Source organism: Mucilaginibacter sp. OK098, from assembly GCF_900142915.1.
GTDB lineage: Bacteria > Bacteroidota > Bacteroidia > Sphingobacteriales > Sphingobacteriaceae > Mucilaginibacter.
Window position 1 is genome coordinate 210,314 of the sequence record NZ_FRCM01000007.1, and the last position, 13,932, is coordinate 224,245.

14 protein-coding genes are annotated in these 13,932 nt (G+C 40.1%); 5 read left to right on the top strand and 9 right to left on the bottom strand.

Annotated features, from left to right (window positions below):
• Positions 1–9: 9 nt before the first annotated feature.
• On the bottom strand, positions 10–1,056 hold the full coding sequence (gene mutY / locus BUE31_RS23530) for an A/G-specific adenine glycosylase (protein WP_073406300.1): 1,047 nt from the start codon (positions 1,054–1,056) through the stop codon (positions 10–12).
• A 180-nt stretch (positions 1,057–1,236) separates the two neighbouring features.
• Between mutY and BUE31_RS23535 the strand changes: the two genes are divergently transcribed.
• The 4 genes from BUE31_RS23535 to radA all read left to right on the top strand — a co-directional run bounded on the left by BUE31_RS23535 (position 1,237) and on the right by radA (position 5,932).
• Positions 1,237–1,530 (top strand): HU family DNA-binding protein, encoded by a 294-nt coding sequence (locus BUE31_RS23535; RefSeq protein ID WP_073406301.1) that lies wholly within the window; start codon positions 1,237–1,239, stop codon positions 1,528–1,530.
• A gap of 11 nt (positions 1,531–1,541) precedes the next feature.
• Positions 1,542–2,417, top strand: coding sequence for a tetratricopeptide repeat protein (locus tag BUE31_RS23540; RefSeq protein WP_073406302.1), 876 nt, complete (start codon positions 1,542–1,544; stop codon positions 2,415–2,417).
• 304 nt (positions 2,418–2,721) lie between these two features.
• Entirely contained in the window at positions 2,722–4,269 is a 1,548-nt protein-coding gene (locus BUE31_RS23545; RefSeq protein WP_073406303.1) for an Rne/Rng family ribonuclease, read from the top strand.
• Positions 4,270–4,450: 181 nt separating this feature from the next.
• A complete protein-coding gene (radA, locus tag BUE31_RS23550) occupies positions 4,451–5,932 on the top strand; it encodes a DNA repair protein RadA (protein WP_073406304.1) in 1,482 nt (493 codons plus the stop codon).
• A gap of 37 nt (positions 5,933–5,969) precedes the next feature.
• On the opposite strand, the gene BUE31_RS23555 is transcribed toward radA, so the two are convergent.
• From BUE31_RS23555 to BUE31_RS23570, 4 genes are all read right to left on the bottom strand, one after another.
• Positions 5,970–6,428 carry a nuclear transport factor 2 family protein gene (locus BUE31_RS23555; protein ID WP_073406305.1) on the bottom strand — a complete coding sequence of 153 codons (459 nt, stop codon included), beginning with the start codon at positions 6,426–6,428 and terminating at the stop codon, positions 5,970–5,972.
• A gap of 227 nt (positions 6,429–6,655) precedes the next feature.
• Positions 6,656–8,083, bottom strand: a complete 1,428-nt coding sequence (dnaA, locus tag BUE31_RS23560; protein ID WP_073406306.1) for a chromosomal replication initiator protein DnaA — start codon at positions 8,081–8,083, stop codon at positions 6,656–6,658.
• A 435-nt stretch (positions 8,084–8,518) separates the two neighbouring features.
• Complete coding sequence (locus BUE31_RS23565) at positions 8,519–10,066, bottom strand: acyl-CoA mutase large subunit family protein (RefSeq protein WP_073406307.1); 1,548 nt, start codon at positions 10,064–10,066, stop codon at positions 8,519–8,521.
• A 53-nt stretch (positions 10,067–10,119) separates the two neighbouring features.
• Complete coding sequence (locus BUE31_RS23570) at positions 10,120–10,650, bottom strand: DUF7935 family protein (RefSeq protein WP_073406308.1); 531 nt, start codon at positions 10,648–10,650, stop codon at positions 10,120–10,122.
• Positions 10,651–10,742: 92 nt separating this feature from the next.
• Between BUE31_RS23570 and BUE31_RS23575 the strand changes: the two genes are divergently transcribed.
• Positions 10,743–11,096 (top strand): HesB/IscA family protein, encoded by a 354-nt coding sequence (locus tag BUE31_RS23575; protein WP_073406309.1) that lies wholly within the window; start codon positions 10,743–10,745, stop codon positions 11,094–11,096.
• A gap of 56 nt (positions 11,097–11,152) precedes the next feature.
• On the opposite strand, the gene BUE31_RS23580 is transcribed toward BUE31_RS23575, so the two are convergent.
• The 4 genes from BUE31_RS23580 to BUE31_RS23595 all read right to left on the bottom strand — a co-directional run bounded on the left by BUE31_RS23580 (position 11,153) and on the right by BUE31_RS23595 (position 13,655).
• A complete protein-coding gene (locus tag BUE31_RS23580; RefSeq protein WP_073406310.1) occupies positions 11,153–11,872 on the bottom strand; it encodes a TlpA family protein disulfide reductase in 720 nt (239 codons plus the stop codon).
• A 1-nt stretch (position 11,873) separates the two neighbouring features.
• Positions 11,874–12,194 carry a TlpA disulfide reductase family protein gene (locus tag BUE31_RS31725; protein ID WP_083620276.1) on the bottom strand — a complete coding sequence of 107 codons (321 nt, stop codon included), beginning with the start codon at positions 12,192–12,194 and terminating at the stop codon, positions 11,874–11,876.
• Entirely contained in the window at positions 12,160–12,600 is a 441-nt protein-coding gene (locus BUE31_RS23590; protein WP_073406311.1) for a thioredoxin domain-containing protein, read from the bottom strand. Before BUE31_RS23590 ends, BUE31_RS31725 begins: the two co-directional genes overlap by 35 nt.
• Before the next feature lie 143 nt (positions 12,601–12,743).
• A complete protein-coding gene (locus tag BUE31_RS23595; RefSeq protein ID WP_073406312.1) occupies positions 12,744–13,655 on the bottom strand; it encodes a coiled-coil domain-containing protein in 912 nt (303 codons plus the stop codon).
• Positions 13,656–13,932: the final 277 nt, after the last annotated feature.

Here is a 13,932-nt window from a genome sequence, read left to right on the forward strand (position 1 = left end):
AAAAATATATTACAAATTAAAAATATTTTTTATAAATATAAATATGATTTTTGGGATGGCTAATTTTTTAAGGTCTTCAACTGATGTATAGAACCAATGTTCCTTTAATTTCAGCGGTTGATTCTGCAATATTACCAGGCGCACATAAAGCCTCTGATGGGTAAGAACATGTTTTTTTACGGCTGAGATCTCAGCAATTTTCAAATCCGGTCCAAAAAATTCGATCACTTCCGGCTGGAGGAATAATTCGCCGGGTGGTAATAAGGATATTGTTTCAATTAAAGGCAGATCATACATATTTGCCCAAATATCAGCCTGGTCTCTTTTGTTAATCAGCACGTTATGCCCATCGGTAACTAAAAAATAATTAAAATACCGTTCGCGCACTTTAACTTTATTCAGTTTAACCGGTAAGAGATTAATTGCGTTATGCGTAAAAGCATAGCAACCTGTCCGTACCGGGCAAATTCCGCATGCGGGATTCTTAGGTTTGCAAATTACTGCGCCAAACTCCATCATGGCCTGGTTATGCGAGCCCGGCATTTGCTTATTAAGCAAATCATTTGCTGCCTGCTGGAATATCTTTTTGCCCTTTGTGCTGTTAATGGGCTCATCAATGCCCAGGTAACGCGCTATTACCCGATAAACATTACCGTCAACAACAGCCCTGGCTTCGTTTAACGAAAATGAGGCTATCGCCGAAGCTGTATATTCGCCAATGCCTTTTAGCTTTATAAGCTGATCATACGTATTTGGGAATTGGCCATTATATGCTTCTTGCACTAACCGGGCTGTTTTAAGCATGTTACGCCCACGGGAATAATAGCCCAGGCCCTGCCATAGTTTCAGGATCTCGTCCTCGCTGGCGGCAGCAAAGCTGCTAACATTGGGATATTGTTCAAGGAAGCGGTTAAAGTAAGGCATCCCCTGCTCCACCCGTGTTTGTTGTAAAATAATTTCCGAAAGCCATATCACGTAAGCATCGGTAGTATTGCGCCAGGGCAGGTCCCGTTTATTTTCCTGGTACCAGTGTCTCAGTTCGTTATTAAAATCCATCTGGCGCAAAAGTACTAATGAAATGATGCCATTTTATGGTAATTTTTGGGGCCTTTTAGCTGAATTACAGCATGTAATAAAAAAAATATGTTAATTATTTCAATCTTTAGTAATAAAGAGATACTTTTGCAACCCCAAATCAGTTAAGTAATAGTATAATAAATAAAAGAAAAAGCAGATATGACTAAGGCAGAAATTATAACTGAAATCTCATCCAAGACAGGCATTGAGAAAGTTGACGTTCAGGAAACTGTTGAGGCGTTTTTTAAAGTAGTAAAAACCTCAATGGTTGGTGGTGAAAACGTTTATGTAAGAGGTTTCGGTAGTTTTGTTGTGAAGAAAAGGGCGAAAAAAACTGCCCGTAATATTTCAAAAAACACTGCCATCATTATCCCGGAACATTTCGTTCCAAGTTTTAAACCGGCCAAAACTTTTGTTGATAAAGTTAGAACCGGTAACAAGATTACCAAATAATTTACTGCGCAATGCATAAAAAACAAATAGTTGTAATTGTAATAGTTGTTACCATTATGGGCTTTTTGTTTTTTATGCCGGTAAAAGGGCTTATAAAGTCGAAAGAAGCACAGGGGCATACCAATACTACTGCTGCTAAAAGCCGGCCGGTTACAACTGTTGATGTAGCAATTGTATCGGCAGCTGCTAAAGTTTTAATTGGTCCGTCATTATCTGCACAGATAAATGATACGGAAGGCCAATTAAAAATTGCAACTGCTGATGCTGATAAGCTTAATCTGCAAAAAAAACTGGCCAAGCTGTGGGATGATGTAAATCAGCCTGCACCGGCGGCGTTTTATTACCAGGCCATTGCCCAAAAGGAAAACAAGTTTGACGAATGGCAAAATGCAGGCACCCGTTTTAACGACGCCTACAAAACAAGCCAGGACACAGCGTCGCAACCATCATTTGTAATAAATGGCATTGCGAGTTTCAAAAACGCTGTTAAGCTTAAACCTGCAGACCTTGATGCTAAAACCGGTTTAGGTGTTGCTTATGTAAACCAAACCAGCTCAGGTATTACTGATCCCGACGGAGGTTCGCCAATGCAGGGGATCATGTTGTTGCTTGATGTTGTAAAACAAGACCCGAAAAACAGGAATGCAAATTTAAGCCTCGGTTTATTTGCCATGAAATCGGGCCAGTATGCAAAAGCTGTGCAAAGGTTTAAAACTATAATTGCACAGAAAGCTGAAGTTGAGCCCTATTTTTACCTGGCAGAAAGCTATAAGCAGCTGGGACAGAAAAAGGAAGCTATTGACGCTTATCAGAAATGTAAAGAGATGATGCCCGATCCGGCATTTAATCAGCGCATTGACGAGTATATTAAAGAATTAAAGAATTAATCACAAATAAAAATTATTATTATGCCGAGCGGTAAAAAACGTAAAAGACACAAAATGGCTACTCATAAACGTAAAAAACGTTTAAGAAAGAACAGACATAAGAAAAAATAAGCAGTGTTGTTAAGTCGATAGTCTTTAGTCGTAAGTCTAAAGTCTGTTTGACTCGGGACTATAGACTCAAGACTATCTTTACTTGCACACTAATACCCCCTTATATTCCTGTTCACATACTAACAGGCAAATTTGTTTTTTACCCACTTATTAACGTGCGGTTTGATAACCGCTTTAAGAAATGGAGTAGCAATTGATAAAAGAATTAATTATCGATTCATCCCCCAGCGGGACTACTATTGCATTATTACAGGACAAACAGCTTGTAGAGCTTCATAAAGAGCAGATCAGCAACAATTATACTGTTGGTGATATTTACCTTGGCAGGATCAAAAAGATCATGCCTGGGTTAAATGCTGCTTTTGTTGATGTAGGCTATGAGAAAGATGCCTTTTTGCATTACCTTGATCTTGGCCCGCAGGTGCAAAGCCTGCTTAAGCTAACCAAGCAAGTACGTAGCGGGGGATATCAGTCAAAGCTTTTAGATAACTTTAAGCTCGACGGTGATATTAACAAGGGGGGTAAGATCTCGGAGTTATTATCAAAAAATCAGCTTATACCGGTACAGATAGCCAAGGAGCCTATTTCAACAAAAGGCCCCCGCTTAAGTTCTGATATATCTATAGCTGGGCGATATGTAGTATTGGTGCCGTTTTCGGAGGTTATCTCTATCTCAAAAAAGATAAAGAGCAACACCGAGCGTAACCGGTTGCGTAAAATTGTTGAAAGTATAAAGCCAAAGCATTTTGGTGTTATTATACGTACAGTTTCTGAAGGTAAAGGCGTTGCCGAAATGCAAAAGGACCTGCTTGATCTGATATCAAAGTGGGAATCATTCATTACGCGCCTGCCATCCATTGAGCCTGCTAAAAAGGCGCTTGGTGAGATCGACCGTACATCAACCTTATTGCGGGATATCCTCAATCCAGATTTTCAGCATATTTATGTGAATGATAACAGCATGTTCGAAGAGGTACGCTCTTATGTTCATGAAATATCACCCGACCTTGAAAGCATCGTCAGGTTCCATAAAAACAGTGTGCCCATATTTGAGCACTATGGTGTTGATAAACAAATTAAAGGGGCTTTTGGTAAAACCGTAAACCTTGCAGGCGGCGCCTATCTGGTTATTGAGCATACCGAAGCCTTACACGTTATCGACGTAAACAGCGGTAACCGTACAGCCAGCAAAGAAAACCAGGAAGAAAATGCTTTCCAGGTAAACAAAGAAGCTGCTAAAGAAATTGCCCGCCAGCTCAGGCTGCGCGATATGGGCGGTATTGTGGTTATCGACTTTATTGATATGCACAAGCCAAACAACCGTAAAGATCTGTTTGATTATTTACGTGGTGAAATGGCGCACGACAGGGCCAAGCATACTATTTTACCGCCAAGTAAATTTGGCCTGGTACAAATAACCCGTCAGCGGGTACGCCCTGAAATGAACATTGTTACCAACGAGGTTTGCCCAACCTGTAATGGTACCGGTACCATAAGGCCAACAATTTTGTTGCTTGATGATATCGAAACTAATTTTAATTATATATTGGTTGAGCAGAACGAGAAGAACATTACGCTTACTGTTCACCCATACATTGAAGCCTACATTAAAAAAGGCTTTATAAACCGCCAGATGAAGTGGTTTTTAAAATACAACCAGTGGATAAAGGTTAAAAGCAACCCCGCTTACCAGATCACTGAGTTCCATTTCTTCTCAGGCGCTGAAGAAATTAAATTGTAGATGTGCGGATTCCGGATGTGCAGATGTGCGGATGAAAAAATAGAAAAAGAGCAGATGTTTTAAAAAGCATCTGCTCTTTTTGTTTTAAGGGCTATTCATTTACTAATTATTTTAGCAAAACATTGTGTATATTGCAGTTAAAATCCGCACATTTGCACATCAATAATCCGCACATCCAAAAATGGCTAAATCAAAAATCGCATACTTCTGTCAAAGCTGTGGCTACGAATCGGCAAAGTGGCTGGGTAAGTGTCCGTCATGCGCGCAATGGAACACCTTTGTTGAAGAAATACTGGAAAAGCCTAATACATCTGTCCCCAACTGGAAAACTGCCTCTACAACGTTGCAAAAGGCAAATAAGCCGGTTCAGGTTGCCGATATTACTTTTACAGATGAAGACAGGCTGATTACCCCCGATGCGGAATTTAACCGCGTTTTAGGCGGCGGAATAGTTGCCGGATCGTTGGTATTGATTGGTGGTGAGCCCGGCATAGGTAAATCAACCCTGATGCTGCAGCTTGCCCTGAATATGCCCAATCTGAAAGTACTTTATGTATCAGGCGAGGAAAGTGAGCGGCAGATAAAGATGAGAGCGGAGAGGCTTCAGGAAGTTGGAGATCAGAGATCAGAGGTTAGAGATCAGAGATTAGGAGAAAAATTTAATAAATCCGAAATCGAACATCCGAATTCCGAAATCAATAAAGGTTGCTACATTTTGACGGAAACATCCACCCAAAACATATTTAAACAGATTGAGGCTTTGGAGCCAGACCTAGTGGTAATAGATTCTATTCAGACTTTACATTCGGCACATATTGAATCTACACCCGGCAGTGTGTCGCAGGTTAGGGAATGTACTGCCGAGATGCTGCGCTTTGCCAAGGAAAGCTCTACACCGGTATTTTTAATAGGCCATATAACTAAAGACGGCATGATTGCCGGCCCGAAAATACTGGAGCACATGGTTGATACCGTTTTGCAGTTTGAGGGCGACAGGCACCATGTTTACCGCATATTACGCACGGTGAAAAATCGTTTCGGCTCATCGTCTGAGCTTGGCATTTATGAAATGCTTGGCGAGGGCTTGCGGGAGGTATCAAATCCATCTGAGATCCTATTATCGCAACGCGATGAACCATTGAGCGGCATCACTATTAGCGCCACACTAGAAGGTATGAGGCCGATGCTGATAGAAACCCAGGCACTCGTGAGTATCTCAGCATATGGCACGCCACAACGTACCGCAACCGGCTTTGACACCAAACGCATGAGCATGCTGTTGGCGGTGCTTGAAAAACGTTGCGGTTTTAAGCTGGGCGCAAAGGATGTGTTTTTAAATATCACCGGCGGGATCCGGGTTGAAGACCCGGCTATTGACCTGGGGCTTGCGGTTGCCATTATTTCTTCGCACGAGGATATTGCTATTTCTACAAAAACCTGTTTTGCGGGTGAAATTGGTTTATCAGGCGAGATTCGTGCTGTGAACCGTGTGGAACAACGGATTGCCGAAGCGCAAAAACTTGGGTTTGAACAGATCTTTATCTCTAAATATAACCTCCCCGCCGGCGGCCAGGACAGAAAGAAGATAGACCTGTCCCGCTATAAGATAGAAGTACGGGTGGTAAGTAATATTGAGGAGGTGTTTGGAATATTGTTTGGATAAATTACTACGCGTTAATGACAAATGGGATAAAAACACCTTAATTAATACAATTATCTTTCCTCCTGGTATCAACAATATAAATTATCTTCCAGCCACCGGCAGTTTTCATTAACGAAAAAACATCTACCCCACAATGACTGAATTTATCGCCCAGGTAAAATTTATAGGGGGCCCAAACACTGGCCAGGTCGCCATCAATTTTGATATCGCCGTAGGTAATACGTTCATCATAGATGGCAGTGTGTGGTGTTCCAATAGCTTTTGCAAAATCATTGGCGCTATCAGTTGAAATTGCAGCTTTGCCTTCTTTATTTGTCGAAACGCTTTGCAGTATCATTTCCTTTGCAAAAACAGATTTCAATAAAGTGCTATCGCCCTTGCGCATAGCATCAAATAGGGTGTTGATGGATTGCTTAACACCATCTATTGCCGATTGCTGGGCAAATGTGCTGATTGAAATTAGCAGCAGGAAATTTAGGAGTAATAACTTCTTCATAATAATTATTTGATACAATTTAGGGAAAATCAAGTATTGAGCAAATTAATATATTTCTTTTAATTCCACGTCATGCCGAATTTATTTCGGCACCCCATATGCCATATATGCGCCTTGCAAGCGTGAATGTTCTGTGGGGTGCCGAAATAAATTCGGCATGACGGTTTGGGTTATAAAAAAAGCCCTGCATTTTCATGCAAGGCCCATATAAATCATTATAAGATCAGTTAGGACATTTTAAGCTTCTTCTGAATATCGGCTACATAGCCTTTAAATTTCTTATCGGTGTCAATCAAATCTTCAACTGTCTGGCAGGCATAGATCACGGTTGAGTGGTCACGGCCGCCAAAGAAATGTCCGATTGATTTTAATGAGCTTTTGGTATGCGCTTTAGCAAGATACATAGAGATCTGGCGAGCCTGTACAATTTCGCGTTTGCGGGTTTGTGATTTAACCATCTCTATTGGCACTTCAAAATACTCGCAAACCAGGTTCTGGATATACTCCATCGAGATCTCTTTTGAAGAGTTCTTCACAAAGTTTTTCAACATTTGTTTAGCCAGGTTCAGGTCAATCTCCTTACGATTAAGGGTCGACTGTGCCAGCAATGATACCATTGCACCTTCAAGCTCACGTACGTTATTGTCAATATTATGGGCAACGTACTCAATTACATCGTTTGATAATTCAATGCCGTCCTGGTAGGTTTTATTTTTAAGGATAGCCATGCGGGTTTCCAAGTCAGGAATTTGCAGGTCGGCCGAAAGTCCCCATTTAAACCTTGATAACAGGCGTTCCTCTAAACCGGCAAGGTCTTTTGGCGCCTTATCCGAAGTGATGATAACCTGTTTGCCTGATTGATGCAGGTGATTGAAGATATGGAAAAAGAAATCCTGTGTTTTTTCTTTACCGGCAAAATTGTGCACATCATCCATTATCAGCACGTCAATGGCTTGGTAAAAGTTCACAAAATCATTGATGTTATTATGCTTTAAAGCATCAACAAATTGCTGTGTAAATTTCTCACATGATACGTAAAGCACCAGCTTATCAGGCAATGAGTTTTTTATTTCGTTGCCAATGGCTTGTGCCAGGTGGGTTTTGCCTAAGCCAACACCGCCATATATCATCAAGGGGTTAAATGATGTGCCACCGGGTTTTGCCGCTACAGCATAACCTGCCGAACGGGCAAGCCTGTTGCAATCGCCTTCAACAAAATTATTGAACGTGTAATTGCGGTTTAACTGCGGATCTACATTCAGCTTTTTTAGTCCCGGAATAACAAAAGGATTCTTTATGTCCTTATTGATCGAAATAGGTATCGGCATAGACTGATTTTTTGACTCAGCGCCATTCCCGTTAGAGGGTATATTTGTGGTGTATGGCTTGCTGGATGATGATTGTTCTACAACTATATTATACTCCAAACGCCCATCATCCCCTAATTGTTTTTTTATTGTTTTGCGCAGCAGGCCAACATAGTGCTCTTCAAGCCATTCATAGAAAAATAAACTTGGTACTTGTATGGTTAAAACACTCCCTTCCATCCTTAAAGCTTTAATTGGCTCAAACCAGGTTTTAAAGCTTTGAGCCGGTATGTTGTCTTTTATGATTTGAAGGCAGCTATTCCAAACGTTAGTACAAGTTTTTTCCATAAGTATTTTATTAAAATATTGATTTCCAACCCCCAGCGAAACATCTTTTGGAACTGCTACGGAACATCGAATATTCTAAAAAAAAGTGGATAAAAAAATTAATTTTTAACTTTTTAGGAAAATAAATTTATCGAATTATAACGCGTTTTATGCTGTAAATTGAATATTAAATATTACATTTCGCAATAAAAAGGGTCCCGATATTTTATTATTTAACTATTTCAATACTTTTTTACTTAGTCCTCCAATTTCGACATTCAGCACAAGTTCCCTGCCCACTGCAAGGGCTTGGCATTTATCAATTTTCAAGCCATTATAACGGTTCTTGCCCCTTAAAGTTTTAAATATTTTTTAAGTGGCTGATTATGGTGTGAATAAGTTTTTACGGATGTGGATAACAAATTGTCAGTAGGATATTTTGACAGGTTTTAGCTGTTAATATTCGCCAAAAACCTGTCGTAATGCGTCAGATATTTCCCCAAGTGTGGCATAGTTCTCAACAGCGTCCAAAATAAAGGGCATCAGATTTTGATTACCCCTGGCAGTTTCGCCAAGTTTTTGCAGGCAGTTTGCTACGGCATTATTATCCCGGATATTTTTAAGTACAGCAATTTTTTCCGCCTGTTTTATCCGGATAGCATCATCAACCCTGAACACATTTATAGCGCTTGCTTCAGTTTCTGTAAACTTATTAACGCCAACTAATACTTTCTCACCGCTTTCAATTTCATTTTGATATTTATAAGCTGAGCTTGCAATTTCCTGCTGAATATAATCCTGCTCAATGGCCTTTACCGAGCCACCCATTGCATCAATCTTATCAATATATATCTGGGCAGCTTTCTCAAGCTCATCAGTCAAAGCCTCTATAAAATAGGATCCTGCTAAAGGGTCAACCGTATCGGTAACGCCGCTTTCAAATGCAATGATCTGCTGGGTACGTAAGGCAATTTTAGCTGCGGCTTCCGTAGGTAAGGATATAGCCTCATCATAGCCGTTGGTATGTAAGGATTGTGTGCCACCAAGTACAGCGGCCAATGCCTGGTTGCTTACCCTTACAATATTATTCATAGGTTGCTGCGCTGTTAAGGTTGAGCCACCTGTTTGCGTATGAAAGCGCAGCTTTTGCGCACCGGCATCAGTAGCGCCCAACTCCTTTGTGATATGCGCCCACATGCGCCTTGCGGCCCTGAACTTGGCTATCTCCTCAAAAAAGTTATTGTGGCAGTTAAAAAAGAAGGAAAGCCTTTTTGCAAAAACGTTTATGTCCAGTCCTTTTTGCAAGGCGGCCTTTAAATAGGTTTTCCCGTTAGCCAGTGTAAACGCAAGCTCCTGCACGGCCGTTGAGCCAGCCTCACGAATGTGGTAGCCTGATATGGATATAGTGTTCCATTTAGGCACCTCCTTGCTGCAATATTCAAATACATCCGTTATCAGGCGCATTGAAGCTTCAGGGGGATATATATAGGTACCACGGGCAGCGTACTCCTTTAATATATCGTTTTGGATGGTTCCCGAGATCTGCTTCAGATCAGCCCCCTGTTTTTTTGCCAAGGCGATGTACATCGCTAACAATACAGGCGCTGTGGCATTAATGGTCATTGAGGTAGTAATGTTCTTTAACTCGATGCCGTTAAACAGGATCTCGATATCCTGTAATGAATCTATGGCAACGCCCACCTTGCCTACTTCTCCCTCGGCAAGCTCATGATCTGAATCATAACCTATCTGGGTTGGCAGGTCAAAAGCAACCGATAGGCCCATAGTTCCCTGGCTTAACAGGTAATGGTATCTTTTATTTGATTCCTCGGCGGTTGAAAACCCGGCATACTGGCGCATGGTCCAGGGCCTGCCCCGGTACATATCTTTCTGGATCCCCCGCGTGAACGGAAATTCACCGGGCAAGTCGGCCATGCCAGAAGGCTCAGTATAAACCTCTTTAATTTCGATCCCTGATGTGGTGGTAAATTTCTTTTCGGCCATGTGGTTTATAAAATATTCAACTAATCTCTGATCCCCAGCCTCTGATCTCTAAATCAAAACAACTCCTCAAGATCTTTTCTCAGCATGCTTGCGCCAAGTTCATAAGGGTTATCTTCAAGCTGACTTAAGCTTCCCAGTATAATCTTACTCAGGTCAAGCCCTGTGGCTGTTTCAGGCGCTCCTTTAATAGCATTGTTAACAATGCCTAATGTATCCTCTTTAACATGTTTTACTACACCCCATGCCCTGCTGCTTAAATAAATTTGCTGGGTTATGTTGTGCTGGTATTCATTACGGATCTCATCAACAATTAAGCTATATAACTCATGCGCCGAATAGGAAGGCGCATTTAAACGGATCAGCATATTGGCAGGGTTAACCCGCTCAATAAATAACACACAGCGCTCATACGCCTGCAGGCGCAGTGGCAGGGTTTGGTTGCTGATGGTTTTCCTGAATTCAAGCAATTGGATCTTCTCATCCCTGTCGAGGTATGGCTTTATAAGGTAGAAGGCTATCCATACAATACCCAAACCGGCTATAGTATATTTTACGATATCTAAAAAGTAAGGCAAAAAGTTCATGCTGAAGAATGTTAAATAGAGGTCATAAATAAACCTGTTGCGACAAAAATCCGCATTTTACCTTATATTTGTTTAGTTAATTAAAAAATAAGATGAGTACTGCTGTTGAAACCGCACCCGCACCGGTAACCTTTACACAAGGGGCCGTAAAAGAACTGTTCAAATTAAAAGATCAGCAAGAGCTTAATGATGATTTTGGCCTGCGCGTAGGCGTTGAAGGCGGTGGCTGCTCTGGTATGAACTATGTTTTAGGGTTCGATCAGAAAAAAGACGGCGACCAGGAATTTTATATCGACGGGATAAAGGTTTATATGCACAAAGCGCATGGTTTATACCTCGCCGGGATGCTGATAGATTTCCAGGACGGTTTGAATGCCCGTGGTTTTACCTTTAATAATCCTAATGCTGCCAGCACCTGTGGTTGTGGCACTTCGTTTTCTGTATAATCGCAAAATGATAAACATCACATACAGGCAGCCAACAAGCTGCCTTTTTTTATGCTTTATTTTATCTCTTCAATTGTTTTTTTGATCCAGTAAGGCACAGCCCCCTCGCCATACCCCTGGCTGTTAAATCTTATAATGCCTTTCCTATCAATCACAATGCTTGCCGGGCATTCGTTTACCCCGTAATAATAAAACAAAGACATCGAATCACTAACTACATGATAATTGAAAGGAGATACTTTTAAAAATCGTTCAACATTGGTTTTTTTGTCTAAAGTTATGGCAATAAACACCACCTCCTTATTGTTTTGATAGGCCTGAACCACACGGTTTAATTCAGGCATTTCATAACGACAAGGCGGACAGGCAATAAACCAAAAGTTTATTACAACTATTTTACCTGATAAATCTTCGGGGTTTATAATAGCTCCATTCACATCTGTAATTTTCCTGAACTTAAATGCATCGCCTGACTTAAAAAATTTAGTCTCTTCCGGTTTGGGTAAATTTGCAAATTGTTTATCTTCTTCTGTTTCGTTTCTCCTGGTTAATATAAATTCGGTACTGTCACTGTCGTGATGAATTGGCTTTAACCTGTATTTACCACCGGCCAACAACTTACTCCAATTTGCATAGGTACATCTATGCCCATTCTCGTCATTTACAATAGTTTTTTTATTAAACGCATATTCTTCAATAGGTTTTGTAATTTCTATCTGGGCATAGGTATTTATCGTTATTAAAATTCCAATCAGTATTAACAGCTGTTTTTTCATTTTACTTCACTTCCTCAATGGTTTTTGTAAATCCGTCAAGGGTATAAGGACCATACCCCATGGTATGAAACCTTACTTTACCTTCTTTATCTAATATTACACTGGTTGGATAGCTTTTTATTTCGTATTGGGCGGCGATCTCTTTCCCGTCATCAACAATGTGATATGCAAACGGGTTGTCCTTCAGGAATTTTTTAAGATCGTCCTTCTCATCCAGGGCAACCGCTATAAATATAATATTAGGGTTATTTGCATAGGATAGCGCAATTTTATTAAGCTCAGGAATTTCATCCTGGCAGGGAGCACTTAATAAACCAAAAATTTAAAACCACAACCTTACCTTCAAGGTCTTTTGGCCTTATTTTATAGCCTTCAATATCTTTTGCACTAAAAAGCTCTAATTTTTTTCCCGTTTTAATGTAGCCGCTTTCATCCGTTGGGAGCCTAAAACCTTTCATCATGGCTCTTGTGGCTTCGTCAATTTTCATCAGGGTGAATTCATCAACACTATCCTTTCCGGGATTTATAACTTTCAATGTATAATTACCCGTTATAATTAACTTGTGCCAGTCTGCATATGAATATCTAACCCCTGCTGAATCTTTTACAACAGTGTTTGAATCAACTTTATGGGTTCGTCGTGTAATTGAATTTGAAACTTGCGCATTAGCCGCCATGGTGAGAGCTACCAGGGCTATAAACAGGAAAAAGCTTTTTCTTATTATCATGATAAGTGTTAGATGAAATAAAGATACAACCTGCCCGAATATAAACAAGATTATTAATTTTCGCAGATGAAGCGCATTAATCATTGCCTATTAAACAAAAAAAGCACCTTGTCCAGGTGCTTTTTTATTCAATGTCAATTTTACTATTTCAAAGAGAAGCTGGTTTTACCCATGGTATACCCATCGGCATAAAGCAACACGGTATATGATCCTTTTTGGAAAGCAACCGGGTTGTTCCAGTCAATAGTATAGCCGCTGCCATCATCTTTAAATTCAATTGCAGTTTTGTAGGTAAACTGAAGATCCTGCCCATCGGCATTAAATGTACCTGAATCAGTACCTGTTATTAAATTGCCTGTTGGGTCAATTACACGCACATAAATATCATGCATTGATTTTTCAGCAACAGCATTGCTTGCAATTGTAAAGTTTATCTTAATTTTTTTTGCCGGACCAGAGCGTTTTGTGTCCACCTCTTTCCCGCTGCCCCTAACTTTATACGCTACTATATCAACAGTAGCTACTTTAAGCGCCGATGCTACCTTAACCTTGGTATCTAGATCCTTGTTTCGTTTTGTTAAATCACTGTCTTTTTTTGCAGCAGTAACTAAATTGGTTTTCAGGGTATCTCGTTCACTAGCTAATGAAACGTTTTGTTTTTTTAGCTCATCAATATCAGCGGTATATTTAGTTACAAAATACCTCAATTGTTTTACATCTTCCTGTGCTTTGGCCAGTTCAGCCACTGTTAGTTTACCTTTGGCAAGCTCAACGCGTAAAACCTTTATTTTAGCCTTTAGCGAGTCGTTTTTCGCCTGCAGGGTTGCCGACATTTTTGTTTTGCCAACATTTACCTGCTCAATTTGCGCTTCTAAGCTGTCGAGCTCGGTTTGCAGCCTGGTTTTCTCATCATTTTGATACACAACTTTAGTATCAGATTTATTTTTTTGCAAATACAAGTACACATCCGTGGCAAGCAAAGCCAATACTACCACTATAAGGAAGTAAATGACGTTTGAATTTTTTTTAGGTGTTTGGCTTGTTTGGTTTTCCATAACAATTAATTTTTTTTAAGTTTTCAATAATAGTTAAAGTATGCCGGTTTTATAATAATAAATGTTATAACTTATTGTTTTTATTATTTCCGGTATTTAATTATTGATCTATCCCATTCAATATAAATTAAAGTGTGAAAAATATAACGCAAGTATTGCCCTAATTGGTATAATATTTAGTTTGAGCCGGGCTAAAAATAAGCACAATATGATTAAAACACAAAATACGGGCAATTATTATACCCTATACTAAAACTGCTAAGCTATGAGTTTATAT

What these genes read in the sequence shown, in the direction of transcription:
- BUE31_RS23555 (WP_073406305.1), bottom strand. Translation starts at nt 6,428, where the DNA reads ATGAAGAAGTTATTACTCCTAAATTTCCTGCTGCTAATTTCAATCAGC.
- BUE31_RS23595 (WP_073406312.1), bottom strand. Translation starts at nt 13,655, where the DNA reads ATGGAAAACCAAACAAGCCAAACACCTAAAAAAAATTCAAACGTCATT.
- BUE31_RS23590 (WP_073406311.1), bottom strand. Translation starts at nt 12,600, where the DNA reads ATGATAATAAGAAAAAGCTTTTTCCTGTTTATAGCCCTGGTAGCTCTC.
- BUE31_RS23570 (WP_073406308.1), bottom strand. Translation starts at nt 10,650, where the DNA reads ATGAACTTTTTGCCTTACTTTTTAGATATCGTAAAATATACTATAGCC.
- BUE31_RS23535 (WP_073406301.1), top strand. Translation starts at nt 1,237, where the DNA reads ATGACTAAGGCAGAAATTATAACTGAAATCTCATCCAAGACAGGCATT.
- BUE31_RS23565 (WP_073406307.1), bottom strand. Translation starts at nt 10,066, where the DNA reads ATGGCCGAAAAGAAATTTACCACCACATCAGGGATCGAAATTAAAGAG.
- BUE31_RS23540 (WP_073406302.1), top strand. Translation starts at nt 1,542, where the DNA reads ATGCATAAAAAACAAATAGTTGTAATTGTAATAGTTGTTACCATTATG.
- BUE31_RS23575 (WP_073406309.1), top strand. Translation starts at nt 10,743, where the DNA reads ATGAGTACTGCTGTTGAAACCGCACCCGCACCGGTAACCTTTACACAA.
- radA (WP_073406304.1), top strand. Translation starts at nt 4,451, where the DNA reads ATGGCTAAATCAAAAATCGCATACTTCTGTCAAAGCTGTGGCTACGAA.
- dnaA (WP_073406306.1), bottom strand. Translation starts at nt 8,083, where the DNA reads ATGGAAAAAACTTGTACTAACGTTTGGAATAGCTGCCTTCAAATCATA.
- mutY (WP_073406300.1), bottom strand. Translation starts at nt 1,056, where the DNA reads ATGGATTTTAATAACGAACTGAGACACTGGTACCAGGAAAATAAACGG.
- BUE31_RS23580 (WP_073406310.1), bottom strand. Translation starts at nt 11,872, where the DNA reads ATGAAAAAACAGCTGTTAATACTGATTGGAATTTTAATAACGATAAAT.